At 42.1% G+C, this 16,917-nt stretch carries 32 protein-coding genes; all 32 read right to left on the bottom strand.

The window, feature by feature from the left end:
- Positions 1-12: 12 nt before the first annotated feature.
- The gene (locus tag WC955_02815; protein MFA5857978.1) at positions 13-1,041 is read right to left on the bottom strand and encodes a rod shape-determining protein; all 1,029 of its coding nucleotides are present in this window, start codon (positions 1,039-1,041) and stop codon (positions 13-15) included.
- A gap of 62 nt (positions 1,042-1,103) precedes the next feature.
- Complete coding sequence (rplQ, locus tag WC955_02810) at positions 1,104-1,457, bottom strand: 50S ribosomal protein L17 (GenBank protein ID MFA5857977.1); 354 nt, start codon at positions 1,455-1,457, stop codon at positions 1,104-1,106.
- A gap of 57 nt (positions 1,458-1,514) precedes the next feature.
- Positions 1,515-2,477, bottom strand: coding sequence for a DNA-directed RNA polymerase subunit alpha (locus WC955_02805; protein MFA5857976.1), 963 nt, complete (start codon positions 2,475-2,477; stop codon positions 1,515-1,517).
- Positions 2,478-2,491: 14 nt separating this feature from the next.
- Positions 2,492-3,127: a 30S ribosomal protein S4 gene (gene rpsD, locus WC955_02800; GenBank protein ID MFA5857975.1), complete on the bottom strand. Its 636-nt coding sequence runs from the start codon at positions 3,125-3,127 to the stop codon at positions 2,492-2,494.
- A 54-nt stretch (positions 3,128-3,181) separates the two neighbouring features.
- Complete coding sequence (gene rpsK, locus WC955_02795) at positions 3,182-3,667, bottom strand: 30S ribosomal protein S11 (GenBank protein MFA5857974.1); 486 nt, start codon at positions 3,665-3,667, stop codon at positions 3,182-3,184.
- 49 nt (positions 3,668-3,716) lie between these two features.
- Positions 3,717-4,115: a 30S ribosomal protein S13 gene (gene rpsM / locus WC955_02790; GenBank protein ID MFA5857973.1), complete on the bottom strand. Its 399-nt coding sequence runs from the start codon at positions 4,113-4,115 to the stop codon at positions 3,717-3,719.
- 59 nt (positions 4,116-4,174) lie between these two features.
- Complete coding sequence (rpmJ, locus tag WC955_02785; protein ID MFA5857972.1) at positions 4,175-4,288, bottom strand: 50S ribosomal protein L36; 114 nt, start codon at positions 4,286-4,288, stop codon at positions 4,175-4,177.
- 15 nt (positions 4,289-4,303) lie between these two features.
- On the bottom strand, positions 4,304-4,525 hold the full coding sequence (infA, locus tag WC955_02780) for a translation initiation factor IF-1 (GenBank protein MFA5857971.1): 222 nt from the start codon (positions 4,523-4,525) through the stop codon (positions 4,304-4,306).
- Positions 4,526-4,558: 33 nt separating this feature from the next.
- Positions 4,559-5,344, bottom strand: coding sequence for a type I methionyl aminopeptidase (gene map, locus WC955_02775; GenBank protein MFA5857970.1), 786 nt, complete (start codon positions 5,342-5,344; stop codon positions 4,559-4,561).
- Positions 5,345-5,998, bottom strand: a complete 654-nt coding sequence (locus WC955_02770; protein ID MFA5857969.1) for an adenylate kinase — start codon at positions 5,996-5,998, stop codon at positions 5,345-5,347. It abuts the gene before it with no gap.
- A gap of 12 nt (positions 5,999-6,010) precedes the next feature.
- The gene (gene secY, locus WC955_02765; GenBank protein ID MFA5857968.1) at positions 6,011-7,339 is read right to left on the bottom strand and encodes a preprotein translocase subunit SecY; all 1,329 of its coding nucleotides are present in this window, start codon (positions 7,337-7,339) and stop codon (positions 6,011-6,013) included.
- A gap of 31 nt (positions 7,340-7,370) precedes the next feature.
- Positions 7,371-7,820: a 50S ribosomal protein L15 gene (rplO, locus tag WC955_02760; GenBank protein MFA5857967.1), complete on the bottom strand. Its 450-nt coding sequence runs from the start codon at positions 7,818-7,820 to the stop codon at positions 7,371-7,373.
- A 5-nt stretch (positions 7,821-7,825) separates the two neighbouring features.
- A complete protein-coding gene (gene rpsE / locus WC955_02755; protein MFA5857966.1) occupies positions 7,826-8,338 on the bottom strand; it encodes a 30S ribosomal protein S5 in 513 nt (170 codons plus the stop codon).
- Positions 8,339-8,386: 48 nt separating this feature from the next.
- Positions 8,387-8,755 (bottom strand): 50S ribosomal protein L18, encoded by a 369-nt coding sequence (rplR, locus tag WC955_02750; GenBank protein MFA5857965.1) that lies wholly within the window; start codon positions 8,753-8,755, stop codon positions 8,387-8,389.
- Positions 8,755-9,351, bottom strand: a complete 597-nt coding sequence (rplF, locus tag WC955_02745) for a 50S ribosomal protein L6 (protein ID MFA5857964.1) — start codon at positions 9,349-9,351, stop codon at positions 8,755-8,757. Before rplF ends, rplR begins: the two co-directional genes overlap by 1 nt.
- A 6-nt stretch (positions 9,352-9,357) precedes the next feature.
- Positions 9,358-9,759 carry a 30S ribosomal protein S8 gene (gene rpsH, locus WC955_02740; GenBank protein MFA5857963.1) on the bottom strand — a complete coding sequence of 134 codons (402 nt, stop codon included), beginning with the start codon at positions 9,757-9,759 and terminating at the stop codon, positions 9,358-9,360.
- Between the two features lie 63 nt (positions 9,760-9,822).
- A complete protein-coding gene (locus tag WC955_02735; GenBank protein ID MFA5857962.1) occupies positions 9,823-10,008 on the bottom strand; it encodes a type Z 30S ribosomal protein S14 in 186 nt (61 codons plus the stop codon).
- A gap of 31 nt (positions 10,009-10,039) precedes the next feature.
- On the bottom strand, positions 10,040-10,615 hold the full coding sequence (gene rplE / locus WC955_02730; protein MFA5857961.1) for a 50S ribosomal protein L5: 576 nt from the start codon (positions 10,613-10,615) through the stop codon (positions 10,040-10,042).
- Positions 10,616-10,660: 45 nt separating this feature from the next.
- Positions 10,661-10,972, bottom strand: coding sequence for a 50S ribosomal protein L24 (gene rplX / locus WC955_02725; protein ID MFA5857960.1), 312 nt, complete (start codon positions 10,970-10,972; stop codon positions 10,661-10,663).
- A gap of 4 nt (positions 10,973-10,976) precedes the next feature.
- The gene (rplN, locus tag WC955_02720) at positions 10,977-11,345 is read right to left on the bottom strand and encodes a 50S ribosomal protein L14 (GenBank protein ID MFA5857959.1); all 369 of its coding nucleotides are present in this window, start codon (positions 11,343-11,345) and stop codon (positions 10,977-10,979) included.
- Positions 11,346-11,398: 53 nt separating this feature from the next.
- On the bottom strand, positions 11,399-11,749 hold the full coding sequence (rpsQ, locus tag WC955_02715) for a 30S ribosomal protein S17 (protein MFA5857958.1): 351 nt from the start codon (positions 11,747-11,749) through the stop codon (positions 11,399-11,401).
- Positions 11,746-11,958: a 50S ribosomal protein L29 gene (gene rpmC / locus WC955_02710; GenBank protein ID MFA5857957.1), complete on the bottom strand. Its 213-nt coding sequence runs from the start codon at positions 11,956-11,958 to the stop codon at positions 11,746-11,748. Before rpmC ends, rpsQ begins: the two co-directional genes overlap by 4 nt.
- Positions 11,959-11,990: 32 nt before the next feature.
- Complete coding sequence (gene rplP / locus WC955_02705) at positions 11,991-12,404, bottom strand: 50S ribosomal protein L16 (GenBank protein ID MFA5857956.1); 414 nt, start codon at positions 12,402-12,404, stop codon at positions 11,991-11,993.
- Between the two features lie 4 nt (positions 12,405-12,408).
- The gene (gene rpsC / locus WC955_02700) at positions 12,409-13,155 is read right to left on the bottom strand and encodes a 30S ribosomal protein S3 (protein ID MFA5857955.1); all 747 of its coding nucleotides are present in this window, start codon (positions 13,153-13,155) and stop codon (positions 12,409-12,411) included.
- A gap of 43 nt (positions 13,156-13,198) precedes the next feature.
- Positions 13,199-13,522, bottom strand: a complete 324-nt coding sequence (gene rplV, locus WC955_02695) for a 50S ribosomal protein L22 (protein MFA5857954.1) — start codon at positions 13,520-13,522, stop codon at positions 13,199-13,201.
- Between the two features lie 63 nt (positions 13,523-13,585).
- Positions 13,586-13,873 carry a 30S ribosomal protein S19 gene (gene rpsS / locus WC955_02690; protein ID MFA5857953.1) on the bottom strand — a complete coding sequence of 96 codons (288 nt, stop codon included), beginning with the start codon at positions 13,871-13,873 and terminating at the stop codon, positions 13,586-13,588.
- Positions 13,874-13,909: 36 nt separating this feature from the next.
- Complete coding sequence (rplB, locus tag WC955_02685) at positions 13,910-14,752, bottom strand: 50S ribosomal protein L2 (protein ID MFA5857952.1); 843 nt, start codon at positions 14,750-14,752, stop codon at positions 13,910-13,912.
- 6 nt (positions 14,753-14,758) lie between these two features.
- Positions 14,759-15,052, bottom strand: coding sequence for a 50S ribosomal protein L23 (gene rplW / locus WC955_02680; protein ID MFA5857951.1), 294 nt, complete (start codon positions 15,050-15,052; stop codon positions 14,759-14,761).
- Entirely contained in the window at positions 15,049-15,693 is a 645-nt protein-coding gene (gene rplD, locus WC955_02675; protein ID MFA5857950.1) for a 50S ribosomal protein L4, read from the bottom strand. Before rplD ends, rplW begins: the two co-directional genes overlap by 4 nt.
- 17 nt (positions 15,694-15,710) lie before the next feature.
- Positions 15,711-16,403, bottom strand: coding sequence for a 50S ribosomal protein L3 (gene rplC, locus WC955_02670; protein MFA5857949.1), 693 nt, complete (start codon positions 16,401-16,403; stop codon positions 15,711-15,713).
- A 43-nt stretch (positions 16,404-16,446) separates the two neighbouring features.
- Complete coding sequence (rpsJ, locus tag WC955_02665; protein ID MFA5857948.1) at positions 16,447-16,761, bottom strand: 30S ribosomal protein S10; 315 nt, start codon at positions 16,759-16,761, stop codon at positions 16,447-16,449.
- A 34-nt stretch (positions 16,762-16,795) separates the two neighbouring features.
- Positions 16,796-16,917 (bottom strand): hypothetical protein (locus WC955_02660; protein MFA5857947.1); only part of this gene is annotated, 122 nt, incomplete at its 5' end.

The following is a 16,917-nucleotide window of genomic DNA, read 5'->3' as shown; positions in this document are numbered from 1 at the left end:
TATCTACTCTATTTATTCAATCAAACTACGTTTTTTCTTTAATGCATCAAGAGTTTCAAGAAATTTACCGGTACCTAAAACTACGCAGATTAACGGATCAGGAGCAAGATTTACCGGTAGTTCAGTCTCCTGGCTTATAAGTTCAGGAAAACCGCGCATCAACGATCCACCGCCGGTCATTACAATCCCGCGGTCAACAAGATCCGCAGCAAGTTCCGCTGGAGTTTCTTCAAGTGTTTGTTTAACAATTTCCACAACATTACGTGCAGGTTCGCTTAATGCCTGGCGTATTTCTTCGGATGTCACCACCACGGTCTTTGGCAATCCTGTTACCTGGTCACGTCCCTTGACTTCCATAGTTTGTTCCTGTTTCATCGGAAACACGGAACCAACCTTTATCTTAACTTCTTCTGCTGTGGGTTCACCGATAAATAGATTATATTTTTTCCGGAAATACTGTACAATAGCATCATCCATCTGATCACCCGCAACGGGTATTGTTTTTGATACCACCATACCGCCAAGCGAAATCACTGCAACCTCTGTCGTACCCCCGCCGATATCGATAACCATATTTCCCGCGGGTTCGCCAATCGGTATATCCGCACCGATCGCCGCTGCCATTGATTCTTCGATTATATGCACTTCCCGCGCACCGGCTTGTTTTGCAGAATCAATCACCGCGCGGCGTTCAACTTCCGTGACATTACTAGGTACGCCAACTACGATTCTTGGATGTAATATTGTCCGGCGATTATGCACCTTTTTTATAAAATACCGTATCATCTTTTCGGTAACTTCAAAATTAGCGATAACACCTTTGCGTAAAGGGCGTAACGCTGTAATATTAGAAGGTGTTTTCCCTAACATACGTTTAGCTTCTACGCCAATAGCTAATACTTCATGAGTAACATTATGAATTGCCACTACTGACGGTTCGTTTAAGACAATCCCCTGTCCTTTTACATAAACCAGGGTAGACGCTGTTCCCAAATCCATACCCATGTCGTTTGAAAACATGCTGTACAAAAAGTTAAACATGTTAGTCCTTTTACCAATTCCTTCCTCAGATAATTTAGATTACTACTTTACCCGACGATAATTCAGTTCATCAGTTTCAGCAAAGCCATCTCTGCACCATCGGACATCCGCGCAACCAAACGGTATCGTTTTGTATACCCGCTTGTGCGGTTAGCATAACGTGGTACAAGTACATCAAACAACTTTTTTTGTACATCCTTGTTTGTAACAACCCCCGCGACATAGCGTTTAGCTGCAAGATCATTTTTCTTCGCACGAGTAATCAAACGTTCAGTAAACGACGCTACTTCTTTACTTTTAGCAACTGTGGTCTTAACTTTTTCATGTAACAACAAACTAGTTGCCATGTTACGCAACAACGCCTTACGGTGTGAACTTGTACGCCCGAGTTTCCTAAAGTTTAATGTTTTCCTCATTTTATTATCCTACACTCCTGTCATTGACATTGTATACTGTTGTTTATCAACAACAGATTATACTTCCATACTAAGAGACAAACCCATTTCTTTTAGTTTGTCAATAATTTCTTCCAACGACTTTTTTCCGAAATTACGGTATACTAATAACTCCTCTTCCTTTTTTCTTACCAGATCGCGAATAGTATGTAATTTCGCTTTTTTCAAGCACTTATTTGCGCGGACTGAAAGTTCCATAATCTCAACGGGTTCATCCAACAACTTCTGTAGTTTATCCTGTTCCTGTGAGGGTTCTTTTTCTTCCGTTTTCTCTACCTGTTTATCAAGCTCCGCAGGAATGAATATACTGATACTGTCCTTTAATATCTTAGCGGCATACGCCAATGCATCGCCTGGTTTTACCGTACCATCAGTCCAGATTTCTATGATAAGCTTATCATAATCCGTGATCTGTCCTATACGTGTATCCTCAACTTCATAATTAACTTTCCGTACAGGCGTAAATATTGCATCCACCAAAATTGTCCCAACCGGTAAATCAGCCCTGTTTTGTTTCTCAACCGGTAAATATCCGCGCCCGCGTGCTACTTCAATTTCAACTTCCAACTTATGAGCCGGTGACAATGTTGCAATATGCTGTTCAGGATTCACGATTTCAACACTGTTGTTTAACTCAATATCCTTAGCCTTAATCTCCCCGGGCTTGTTTATCATAAGTTTAACGTTTTCCGGACCGTCAGAAAACACTTTGAACCTGATTTTTTTAAGGTTCATCATTACTTCCAGCACATCTTCCTTTACTCCGGGTAATGTACCGTATTCATGATCCGCTCCCTTAATTTTTACAGATGTTGCGGCAGCGCCTTCAATACTTGATAGCAATATTCTGCGCAACGAATTACCGAGCGTATGCCCGTATCCGCGTTCAAACGGTTCTATAATAAACTTGCCGTAAGTTTCCGACAATGAATTTTGTTCAGTCACTATCTGCTGTGGAAAAACTATTTCCTTGGGTTTCATCCCTAAACTCCTTTTTATCTAGAATAAAATTCTATGATCAATTGTTCAGCAACAGGATACGAGATCTGCTCACGCGTGGGTATGCTGACCATTTTCCCTACCAAATTTACCGCGTCCAAACTTAACCATGTCGGAACACTGTAATCTTTTGATGTTTCATCGACAAAACGTTTTACTTGTGGCGTACTCTTAATTTTGTCCGACACAGTAATTTCGTCATTAAGTTTAACAATATACGACGGTTTATTGACTCTATGTTTATTAACTTTCACATGCCCGTGAACAATATACTGCCTCGCCTGAGAACGCGATGTACTGATCCCCAACCGGTACAACACATTATCCAATCGTGTTTCCATAATTATCAATAAGTTCGTACCAGTCAACCCTTTTTTCTTTGCCGCTTCGCGGAACATCTTACGGAACTGGCTTTCAAGTATCCCTGACATTGCACGTGCTTTTTGTTTTTCATTCAACCGCACGGCATAGTTTGACATTTTTCCTCTGCGCTTACCCCCATGCTGTCCCGGTTGTTTTTGCCTTTCCTTTTTATCGTAGGTACAATGCGCCGTGCATTTAGCGCCTTTTAAAAACAACTTCTCGCCGAACCGGCGACATATTCTGCATCTTGCTGTAGTTAAACGTGCCAATTAACAACACCTCCTGTAATTCAAAATTAATTGTTTAAACATTGTTATTATATACTACACGCGCCGCGGTTTACGCGCACGGCATCCGTTATGCGGTAACGGTGTTATATCACGTATTGATAATATAGTCAATCCTGACGCTTGTAATGACCGTACCGCCGCTTCACGCCCAGACCCAGGCCCGCGAACAAGAACCACTACCCTTGACACTCCTAGGTCAACAGCCTTCCGCGCAAGATTTTCCGCAGCGATTTGCGCTCCAAACGGTGTACCTTTCTTTGTTCCCTTAAACCCGCTGCTGCCCGAGGATGACCATAACAACGTATTCCCGCGTTCATCTGCTATAGTAATAATCGTATTATTAAACGACGATGTTATGAACACCTTTGCGGTACCGCCGGTAAAACTTTTACGTTTCTTAACCGGTTTAGCGGCGACCGTTTCTTGGGACGCGGCTTTCCCTGTATTTTCAGCTGCGGCCGCTGCCGGAGCCGTTTTTTTAGGTTCCTGCTTCTTAGGTTCCTGCTGTTGTGCTGCCATCTTTTCTACATTCTCCTTGTTATAATATCCAATAAAACCACATTACACCCTATGCTGCGGCTGCTGGTGTCTTAGCTTTTACCACAGCTGTTGCTCCGACGGTCCTACGTTTACCGCGTTTTGTACGCGCATTAGTACGTGTCCGTTGCCCGCGACACGGTAAATTCCTTCGGTGCCGCGAACCGCGATAACAACCTATATCAATTAACCTTCTGATATTTTCTGACACTTCCCGTCTGAGATCACCCTCTATTTTATAATTCTGGCTGATATAATTGCTTATGCTGCTGACCTCTGTGTCTGTAAGATCTTTTACCCGTTTGCTCGGATCTATCTTAACCGCTTCTAATATCATTCCCGACATTACTCTGCCGATACCGTAAAGATATGTTAATGCGATATCTACACGTTTACTGTTCGGCAGTTCCACCCCTGCGATACGTGCCATGTTTCAGCTGACTCCTTTCCCTTTTTTACTATAATAATTTGTTTTTAGCCGCTACACTATCATCCCTGCCGCTGTTTATGCCGCGGATCTGAACATATTATCCGCAAAACCTTTTTTCTGCGAATAACTTTACATTTCTGGCATAACGGTTTTACTGACGATCGTACTTTCATTTTTTTAGTACCCCTTTATCTCATCCGGAAAACTATCCGTCCACGTGACAGATCATACGGCGATAATTCCACACGCACCTTATCTCCGGGTAATATTTTTATATAGTTCATTCTCATTTTCCCGCACAAATGCGCTAATACCACATGACCATTATCGAGTTCCACTTTAAACATGGTATTCGGTAATGATTCAAGTATTTTACCTTCGAGTTCTATCTTCTCTTCTTTCTTAGCCATTACATTTCTCTCCAAAAGTACTTTTACTTATATTCAACCTCTTGTTACAACTTCAGCGGCGGACGGTGTTATTACCACCATATCCTCAAAATGTACCGCCTTTTTCCCGTCTACTGTAACCACAGTCCATCCGTCACTTAATGTTTTAACCGCCCACCCGCCGAGATTAAGCATTGTTTCCAACGCCAAAACCATACCGGGAACGAGTTCCGGCCCTGTACCGGGAAAACCAACATTTGGAATCTGCGGATCCTCATGCATCCTGTGCCCGACCCCATGACCTGCATAGTCACGAACAACGGAAAAACCATGTTTTTCCGCACACTTTTGTATCGCCGCGGAAATGTCCCCAACATGATTACCCGCAATCGATGCGCTTATAGCCGCATCCAACGCTTTCCGCCCGGCATCCATAAGATTTGCTACTTTAGCATCAACCTGTCCAACCCCAACTGTAAACGCCATATCACCGCAAAACCCGCGGTAAAACAAACCAACGTCAACTGACACAACGTCCCCGGCACGAAAAACCTTATTTTCCGTCGGTATTCCATGCACGACTTCGCTGTTTATGGACACACAGACAGTTGCGGGGTAACCGCGGTAACCCAAAAATGCCGGAGTACATTCGTCATCCCTAATCATCTTAGCGGCAAGGTCATCAACACGCTTTGCGTTGTTACCATCAACCACTTCACTTTTTAACGCCGCACAAACTGCAGCAATCTTTTTACCGGTAATACGTATTATCTCAATGTCTTCACTGTCATAGACATTAATCATTTTCCGGGTATTACCCAATGACCTGTGTTTCTGCATTTACTTAATCTTATTTAAGAACTTTTGTACATCGGAGAAGACAACATTTTCTTCCTCCGCAGCGTTTATTTCAAATAACAAATTATTAGATTTATAAAACTCTATCAACGGTGCGGTATCTTTATCATACACTTCCAACCGTTTACGTATAGTATCAGTATTATCATCCGGTCGCTGTGTTACAGCTTCACCGCAATTGTCACATAAACCATCCTTTTTTGGAGGAGCAGACATCAAATTATAATTTGCCCCGCACTTTTTACAACCACGCCTTGCGCTTAAGCGTTTAACAACTTTTTCGTTGTTAACACTAAAACACACAACGCCAGTTAGATGGTCACCCTTTTTTTTCATCCATTGCTCAAACTGTTGAGCCTGTACCAAAGTTCTGGGAAAACCGTCTAGTATATAACCTTTTTTTATATCTCCGGAAGACAAGTGGTCAACCACTAATTCTACTACTGTCTCATCCGGTACTAATAAACCTTGCTTCATTATCGCAGAAACTTTCTCACCTAATGCCGTTTTATTTGCAACAGCCGCACGAAAAATGTCACCGGTTGATATATGTTTTAAGCCAAATTCCGCAGCTACGCGTTTTGCTTGAGTACCTTTACCCGCCCCTGGCGGCCCTAAAAAAATCAGTTTATACATATATCCCTTAAATTACTTAATATTAAACCAACGTCCTCTGATCCGCCCTTTTTTCATAAACCCTTCGTAATGCCGCATTATAAGATGCGATTCTAACTGCCCTAAAGTATCCAATGCAACGCCTACCACGATAAGCACGGATGTTCCGCCAAAGAAAAACGGCGCTTTCAATACATTCCTAAGTACATCAGGCAGTATTGCGATGAACGCAACAAACAACGCACCACCGAGAACTAACCTGTTAAGTATCCGTTCAATATACTTCGCTGTTGCATCCCCCGGCCGTATCCCCGGTATAAAACCACCCCATTTTTTCATATCATCCGCAAGCTTTACAGGATCAAGTATTATAGATGTATAGAAGTAACAGAAAAAGATTATTAATGCCGCGTAGAATAATTCATAAACAAATGATCCGCGGCCCCACCAGTCCATAATAACCTTTCCCCAAACAGTATTCGGGAAAAACTGTGCAACAGTCAACGGTGCCGATAATAACGATATTGCAAAAATCACGGCGATAACACCAGCTTGATCCACCCGGATAGGCAGATACGTGTTTTGTCCGCCATAAACTTTATTTCCTACCATACGCTTAGCGTATTGAACAGGTATCCTTCTCTGCGCGGTTTCCACCCATACAACAAATCCTACAATCGCAACAACTAAAACTACTAATATCAACATCTGTAAAAACGAAATTTCCTGTACAGCAACAAGCCGTGTCAAATTTCTGATAGCCGGTAACAATTGATCAACTATTCCTATACAGATGATCAATGAAATACCATTACCTATACCATACTCCGTGATCTGTTCCCCGAGCCACATAACAAACAGTGTCCCTGTAACCAGTGTCAGTATAGTTATCAACTGAAATCCGAGTGACGGGTCAATGACTACACTTCTCCCATCAGGCGAGCGCATGTTCATCATCATTACGCTCAACCCGAAAGCTTGTATTATCGCCATTACTACTGTACCATACCTTGTGATTTGCGAAATTTTTTGCCTTCCGGCATCGCCTTCCTTTGACAACTTTTCAAGATACGGGATAATTGTTTGCAGCAACGACATAATAATTGACGCGTTGATATACGGCATCACGCCTAACGAAAATATAGCAAACCGGCTAAGCGCTCCGCCGGAGAACATATCCAAAAACCCAAACAAAGTCTGGCTTTGCGTTTTAAAAAATGCTTGTAACGCAACTGTGTCAACACCAGGCACGGGTATTGCCACGCCAACACGGAATGCAGCGAGAATGCCTAGTGTATACAACACCCTGCGCCTAAGTTCGGGCAACTTAAAAATATCTACGAAACTGTTTATCATCGACATTGCAATTTATCCCCTGCAAAAATATTTGTTTTCACTTCACAACATCTGCCGTGCCGCCAGTAGCAGCAATTTTTTCCTGCGCAGTTTTTGAGAAAGCGTGTGCTTTGATAACAACTTTTTCCTTAATTTCGCCGTTTCCCAACACTTTGATCGCGGAATTGAGCTTAGCCAATCCTTTGGAATACATAATTTCTGGAGTTACCTCTGCGACACCCGCGCATTTCTTTACGATATCGCTAAGATTTACTATTGACAAAACACCAGCTTCAAACTTTAAATGACTAAACCCTCTTTTCGGTATTCTGCGAATAAGCGGCATCTGCCCGCCTTCAAATCCCGGACGGGGCCCGCCACCGGAACGGCACCGTTGCCCGCGCATCCCGCGTCCTGATGTTTTACCATGCCCGCTGCCATACCCGCGACCAAACCTTTTTGTCCTATGCGTTGCACCTTTCGGTGTTACAAGTTTACTTAAATCCATAACGCTTAAATCCCTTTTTCTTCCTGTTTACCTAAAGTTTGCGCAACAATTTGAGGCGTACGTAACATCTTAAGCCCCTGGATTGTCGCGTAAACTGTATTAATCGGATTTGTACTACCCAACGATTTACTTAATATATCCTTTATTCCAACAGCTTCGAGTACCGCACGGACACCACCCCCAGCAATAACGCCAGTCCCCGGTCCTGCGGGACGCAGAAGTATTCGGCATGCGCCAAACTTGCTTAATACTTCATGCGGGATCGTTGTGTTACTGAGGTTAACTTTAACCAAATTCTTTTTTGCATGTGTTGTTGCTTTCTGTATAGACAACTGCACTTCAGCTGCTTTACCCAACCCGCATCCAACACTACCGTGTTTGTCGCCAACAACTACTAACGCGCTGAACGACATACGTTTTCCACCTTTTACAACTTTGGTTACACGGTTAACTGCGACAACCGTTTCTGCCAAAGAATCATCCTGACCGCTGTTGTTACTTTTCTTATAATCTACCAAGCTATTCCTCCTCAAAAACCTTAATTTATGATTATATTTTTACTTTACCTAAAACTGCAACCCGTTTTTTCTTACGGCTTCTGCCAACTCTTTTACTCTACCATGATATGGCCTGCCACCGCGGTCAAACACAACTTTTGCGATTGATTTTTGTTTTGCTTTATCCGCGATAAGTTGTCCTACCATACCAGCAGCTTCTTTATTCCCTGAACTTTTCATCTTACCCTTTAATTCAGGCGATAAAGTTGATGCCGCTGCTAAAGTGATACCTTGTGTATCATCAACAATCTGCGCATATATATGCTTCAATGTTGCCGATACCGTCAACCTCGGACGTTCCGATGTACCCGAAATTTTATTCCGTACCCGCGCCTTGCGAAAACCAAACCTTTTTTTTGCTACTGAAAATTCGCTCATTACTTCTTACCTCCACCCGTTGCCGCTGCTGTACCGGTCACCGCCTTACCAACCTTACGGCGTATGTATTCTCCGACATACCGTATACCCGTTCCCTGATAAGGTTCCGGCGGGCGAATTTTACGTATACGCGCTGCGGTTTCGCCTACCAGATACTTGTCAATACCGGTAATAGTGATAATATTTTTTTCTATCAACAATTTTACGCCAGCAGGAACTTCGAACTTCACAGGATGCGATGAAAAGATACCAACAAGTTCAAGTTCCTTATCTGACTTCATAGTTGCACGATAACCTACTCCCTGTAACTCCAACGCTTTCTTAAACTCCTGCGTCGTACCAATTATCATATTATTAATCAACGCGCGGGTAAGGCCGTGTAACGCCCTGACTTTAGCGTCGTTATGCGTTGTTTCAACCAAAACTTCAGTCTCTTTTACGCTTACCTTTATTTTATCGTTGAACGCAAACTTAAGTTCGCCCTTCGGCCCTTTGACCTTAACTTCGCTGCCGGTAATGCTTACCTGTACCCCCGCGGGGATAATAATAGGTTTCTTACCTACGCGACTGAGTTTTAATACCTGTTTTTTTTCCATAATAAATTACCAAATAAATCCTATAATTTCTCCGCCAACACCCAACCTCCGGCAATCCTTATCCGTAAATATTCCGCGTGAGGTGGTAACAATAGCAGTCCCCAATCCTCTGTATACCCATGGCATACCTTTTTTTGTCCTGTATATTCTTAGACCCGGCTTAGATACGCGTTTAAGGTTTTGTATAACCCCATACCCTTCCGGTGTATACTTCATGAACACGCGGAGGATACCCTGTTTTCTATCCTCTATTACCTTAAAATTAGCGATATAGCCTTCATTTTTAAATAACTGCGCAATCTCCGTCTTATACTTTGATGACGGAATATCCACTTTCTCCGCCTTATTTCTGTTTGCGTTGGATATCATAGCAAACATATCGGCAATAGGATCTGTTGAACAACTCACTTTTATTCCTCCATTTTTGTTACTAAAATCTTAATTATTTATCAAGTAACCGTTTAATTTCTGTTACCAGCTTGACCGCATGATACCCGGCAATTCACCACGGTGTGCCAATATCCTGAAACAAATACGGCATAACCCAAAATCACGAATATACCCTCTTGGCCGTCCACATAACCTGCAACGGTTATGATACCTAACCGCATACTTTTTGGGCTTCAAGTTTTTCGCGTACTGCGCTGTCGTTGACATTAGCTTTTTACTCCTTGCTTATATACAAAACTTATTTTTCAATTTTCTCAACTTTTTTCTTAATCTTCTTAAACGGTATCCCTAAAAATTCAAGCAATAACCTTGCCGGCTCATCTTCGTTTGCTGTTGTGCAAATTGTGATATTCAATCCTCTTGCTTTATCCGATTTTGTAAGATCAACTTCAGGGAAAATATGGTGTTCCTTAATCCCGACGTTATAATTCCCTTTACCGTCAAACCCAGTTGTAGGCAACCCGTTAAAATCTCGGATTCGCGGCGTTGCCGCTGTGATAAACCGGTCAAGAAATTCGTACATCATACTTCCCCGCAAAGTAACCTTCAACCCTATCGGCACGCCAGCACGGAGTTTAAAGTTAGATATCGACTTTTTCGCGCGGGTAACCTGTGGCTTCTGCCCTGTCATTGCCATAAAATCCGCGGTCATCGCATCAATAACCTTAATATTTTCCTTTGCTTCGGATAACCCGATGTTTAACACAACTTTTTCTAAACGCGGCACCTGAAGCGCGTTATCATATTTCATTTGTTCCTTTATTCTTGAAACAATTTCTTTTTCATACAATTCTTTTAACCGTGGAACAACCATTTCACTTTTTCCTTCCGTATATTTATTATTTTAAAATACTATATCTCACATAATCATTTCATTGCATTTACGACAAATACGCACTTTTTTTCCGTCAGACATTTTGTCAATCTTAGGCCGTGACGGTTGTTCGCATTTCGGGCATACAAGCATTACGTTGCTGATATGCACCGGCGCTTCTTTTTCGCGGATACCTCCGGGATCGTTCTGGCTCCTGCGAAGATGACGTTTTACCATATTAATTTTTGCAATGATAATACGATTTTCTTCAGGAATAACTTTCAATACTTCCCCGACCTTACCGCGATCTTCACCTGAAACAATTTTTACCTTATCTTTTTTCTTAATAATAATCATTTTTTTATACCACTTCCGGTGCTAAAGATATTATCTTTAAATAATTTTTATCCCTTAACTCACGCGCCACTGGCCCAAAAACGCGTGTTGCTTTGGGTTCACCTGTTTCATCAATAATTACTCCGGCATTGTCATCAAAACGAATATAACTACCATCGGGACGACGGTGTTCTTTTACTGTACGCACTACAACCATTCTCACAACTTCGCCTTTTTTGATTTTATCAGTTGGCAACGCGTCACGCACTGAAGCTATAATTATATCACCGATAAACGCATACCTTCGCCCGGTACCCCCTAAGATACGCAAGCAACGTACCAACTTAGCGCCAGAGTTATCCGCTACTTTAAGAATTGCACGTTCTTGAATCATTTGTTCGCCACCTACATTCTAAAATTTTTACACACAACTTTTTTTATATAACACTATTCTTTATTTGTCGCAGGCTTTTCCGCAGTTACAACAACTTCGCCTTTAAGTTTTTGTTCGGTCAATAACGTTACCTGTTCTTCTTCTGCGGCAATTTTATCCAGTTTTTCAGACTTTTTAACAATATTCAACAATAACCACCGTTTATTTTTTGACCGCGGCCTGCATTCCTGTATCTCCACAACATCACCTTCATGCGAAGCGTTTTGTTCGTCATGCACAAAAAAACTTTTACTTTTTCTAACAAACTTTTCTAGAACCGGATGCCGTGACTGTGTTCTCACAACAACCGTACGGGTTTTATTATTTTTATCGCTCTTCACTGTACCCACTAATACTTTTTTCATTTCTTCACTCCACTTCCCTGTTTAGTATTTATTAACGTCATAATTCTTGCGATATCACGACGAAGATTACGTATTTCCAGCGGATTCTTTAATCCGGTAGTGCGTTTACTAAACCTCAATTGCGCAAGTTTACTCTTCATTTCAGTCAACCGTGCCTGGAGTTCGTTCAACCCGACTTCCTTAATTTCTGTCCATTGCTTTTTTTTCATAAAATACTAAAACCTTCTACTTTTTTGTTTTATCACAAATCCCGTGCCACTATTTTTGTAGGTATAGGCAACTTATACTGTATCAATCTCAACGCTTCCTTAGCATCAGCTGCGCTTACCCCGCCTAGCTCAACAATAATCCGCCCCGCTTTAGTTACCGCTACCCAATGATCCGGATCGCCCTTACCTTTACCCATACGCGATTCCGCCGGATGCTTCGTTACCGGCCTATCTGGAAATATGCGGAACCATATACGCCCGCCTTTTTTTAGAAACCGCGCAAGTGTTAAACGCATTGCTTCCATTTGTCGTTGCGTAATCCATACAGACTCCAATGCACGTAATCCATACTCGCCAAAAGATATTTCCAATGCACCTTTTGAATAACCCTTCATTTTACCCCGCTGGGCTTTGCGATACTTAACTCTTTTTGGCATTAACGGCATATTCTTATTCCTCTCCGCCTACTATAATTTCCGCTTTATCCGCATTAAGCTCAACCTTCTCCAATTGTTCAATCTGCTCTTTGCTGACCGGCCTTGCGTCATCAAGCAGTTCACGGTCAGTCTTTTTATAAAATTCCTTACGGAAAACCCATACTTTAATTCCGGTAACGCCGTAAGTATTATACGCCCGCGCTTTTGCAAAATCGATTAATGCACGGAATGTCTGTAATGGCACCCGTCCATCTTTTGCCCATTCAGTCCGGGCAATTTCATTACCGCCTAACCGTCCACCAACCATTATCTTAATACCCAGCGCACCGTTCTGCATTGCCCGTTCAATAGCCATCTTCATTGCACGTTTTTGAGAGATACGCCTCTCTATCTGCATCGCAATACCGTCCGCTACTAACTGCGCGTCAATCTCCGGCTGCTTAATTTCAAGGACATATATCCCAACTTTTTTTCCGAACTTATTTTCTAAGTCCGTACGCAATGTTTCAATCTCTGTTCCACGCCTGCCAATGACTAATCCCGGACGAGCAGTAAAAATATTTATTTTCAACATTTTACCCGGCCGTTCTATACCAATACGCGAAACAGATGCGTATTTAAGTTTTTCTTTCAATAACTCACGTATCTTATAATCTTCTTCGATCAAATCCGGAATGTCACGCTTAGGTGCATACCATTTTGATTCCCATTGTTCAATATAACCTAACCTTACAGCTTTTGGCGGAACTTTATGCCCCATTACTTAATTACTCTCCTCCTGTATTTTTTACAAATAACTTCTTTTAATCACCAACAACAATCGTTAAATGCGAAATCCTGTGACGAAACGTTACCGCACGGCCTTGTGCAGCGGCTTTAATACGTTTCATATGTGTCGCTTCCGTGACCCACGCTTTCTTTACTTTCAAGTGCGTAACGTCCACATTCTTCCCTGCATTTGACACTGCAGAGAACAATGTCTTCTCTACAACCTTCTTTGCTGATTTTGTCATAAACGATAATTTATTCATAGCATCATTAACCGACTTCCCGCGAATAGTGTTAAGCACCTGTGCTACCTTCCGCGGACTTATACGTTGATTACGCGCAATAGCTTTTGCTTCCATTTTAATTCACCAATTACTTTCAAATAAAATATATACCGTAATTTCCAAAACACGCCTTTTTACTTATGTGAGTTCCGTTGCTTCCTTAGTATGCGCTTCACCGTGACCGGAAAACCGACGGGTCGGTGAAAACTCACCAAGCCTGTGCCCGACCATCTGTTCTGTTATCAAAATCGGTAAATGCTTCTTACCGTTATGTATCGCGATTGTATACCCGACAAATTCCGGTATTATCATGCATGCCCGCGCCCATGTTTTGACAACCTTTTTTTCTCCGGTCTGTTGCATTTTCTGTATTTTCAGCATTAGGGTCTGGTCAACATACGGCCCTTTTTTCGACGATCTACTCATGTTCCCTCTTTCCTCCGTACTATCTTGATTTTATAATTAACCCAATACCTTGGCATCTTGTCTGCGTCGAATAATAAATTGATCCCACACTTTTTTCTTTCTTGTGCGATACCCTTTTGCCGGTTGGCCCCAGGGTGACTGCGGATGATTTCCGCCTTTTGAATGCCCTCGCCCGCCGCCATGCGGATGATCAACAGAATTCATTTTTGTACCGCGAACTGTCGGGCGGATACCGATGTGACGGCTGCGTCCGGCTTTACCAAGCACAACATTCTCATGTTCAATATTTCCCACCTGCCCGATTGTTGCCATACATCTTAACAATACCATCCGCGTTTCACCGGACGGCATCCTCAAATGTGCATACTCACCTTCTTTTGCCATAACCTGTGCTGTCGCTCCTGCAGAACGCACCATGACCCCGCCTTTACCGGGAAGGATTTCAATATTATGCACCATAGTACCTTCAGGGATTTTATCTAATGGTAAAGCATTACCTACACGAATATCAATGTTTTCCCCTGACATAATAATATCCCCTACTTTTAATCCAATAGGGTGAAGAATATACTTGTACGTACCGTCTTCATATTTCACTAATGCAATAAGTGCCGAACGGATAGGATCGTATTCTATAGCATTAACGACTGCCGGCATATTAAGTTTATCCCGACGAAAATCAATAATCCTATACCTTTGCTTATGCCCGCCGCCCTGATGGCGCACCATAAGCTGGCCAGTATTATTCCTTCCCCCCTGTTTTCTTAACGCTACCGTAAGTTTCCGCATAGGCTTTTTCTTCGTGATAACATCCCTGTTATCAAGTGTCGTAATAAACCTGCGAGACGGCGTGTACGGCCTATAAGTTTTAATACCCATAATTATTTACACCTTTTCTTCAAGATCTATCCGCTGACCCTCAGCAACGGTAACAATAGCTTTCTTCCAGTCAGGACGCCGCCCTTCTGGCGCGCCCATACGCAACCGTTGCTTTTTTCCACCGGTAATCATTGTTACTACTTTTTTAACTTTAACTTTAAACAATGTTTCCACCGCTTGCTTTACCTGTCCTTTTGTTGACTTCACTTTTACCTGGAACAAGTATTGATTATTTTTCTCTTTTAACGCCGTACCCTTTTCGGTAACAATAGGCCGGATAATTATTTCATACGGGTTCATTTACTCTCTTCTCCCTTAACATTAATATCTTTAAATTTCTCAATTACAACATCCAGCGCTTTTTGGGTTAACAATATTTTCCTGCTTGACAAAATATGGTATGCATTCAAGTCAGCTGCAGTGAAAAGTGTTACACCATCAATATTATTAAACACCCGCACAATGTTTTTATCCATTTTATCAACAACTATAAACAATTTATCACCTGATAAACCAATTTTTTTTAATAACTGCGCGGCCTTTTTTGTCTTTGCTTCAGTTATAATTATATCTTGTATAACAAACATATCCTTTGTTTTAGACATTAATGCGGAAAGTAATGCCATCTTCTTTTTCTTTTTTGGTATATCGACGTAATAAGACCTCGGTTTTGGCCCAAAAACAATACCGCCGTGTCTCCACAAAGGCGACCTTATACTACCCGCACGCGCACGACCTGCTTCTTTTTGCCGCCACGGTTTCTTTCCGCCACCTGATACTTCATCCCGCCGTTTGGTAGAAGCTGTCCCCTGCCTTTGACGTGCAAGGTACGATTTTACAACTTCATAAAGCAACTTTTTGTTTGCCTTACCTTCAAACACCGGAGGTAACGACGCTGTCCCTACATTTTCTCCTACTGCACTAAATAACGGTATTCCCATAAGACATTCTTACCCAATTACCCTTTTTTCTTCTTAGCTTTATCATCTTTTTTCACAACTACCACAACTTTTTCTTTCTTTACGCTTTTTTCTATCAATACCAACCCGCGGTTTGCTCCCGGGACTGCTCCGCGAAGTAACAACAAATTTTTTTCGGCATCAACTTTTTCAACGCGCAAGTTCTGTATTGTACACCAATCATAGCCATAATGTCCTGGCATACGTTTACCTCTGATAACACGCTGCGGCTCCTGTCCACCACTGGTACCAGGCGCACGCTGGCGATCAGATTGTCCGTGTGTAGACGGACCGCCGGCAAAGTTATAGCGTTTAACCACACCAGAAAACCCATGCCCTTTTGTTCTAGAACGAACATCAACATGGTCACCAACAACAAAAGTATCCGCCTTAATCTCCTGCCCGACCTGCCATTTATCAATATCGTTAACCCTAAACTCTTTCAAATACTTTACAGGTATACTGTTTGGCGTTGCATTAGCTTTCACAAAATATCCGGTCTTGGGTTTATTAACTTTTCTTGGTCTATCACCAAATCCCAACTGCAACGCATTATACCCATCGGTAGCAACCGTTTTCTTACGTATTACGTAACATGGCCCCGCAGCAATTACTGTTACAGGAACAGCTTTACCGCTACTATCATATATTTGCGTCATCCCAACTTTTGTTCCTAACAATTTCTTTAACACGTTAATTCACCTTTACCCTATTCATCATTTCCTTACTATAATATTATGCTTTAATTTCAACATCCACGCCAGCCGGTAAATCAAGCTTCATCAATTCTTCAACAGTTTTGGGAGTCGGTTCAAGAATGTCAATTAATCTTTTATGAATTCTCATCTCAAACTGTTCTCTTGATTTCTTGTCTGTATGAGGCGAGCGCAATACCGTATATTTGCGTTTATCCGTCGGTAACAATACCGGCCCGGAAATAGTCGCACCTGTACGTTTCGCGGTCTCCACAATTTTTGTTAACGAATCATCAAGAACTTTGTGATCGTACGCGCGTAACCTAATTCTAATTTTTTGTGTCGTTGCTACCATAATTATTTATCCACCCTGCTCCATTATATAAACTTTACTTCAAAATATCTGTGACAACACCGGCGCCGACTGTATGCCCGCCTTCACGGATAGCAAACTTAACGCCTTTTTCCATTGCTATCGGGGTGATCAGCTCTACTGTCATCGCTACGTTAT

This window comes from Elusimicrobiota bacterium (assembly GCA_041658405.1).
Lineage (GTDB): Bacteria > Elusimicrobiota > UBA5214 > JBBAAG01 > JBBAAG01 > JBBAAG01.
This window is presented reverse-complemented; position numbering and strand designations above follow the sequence as displayed.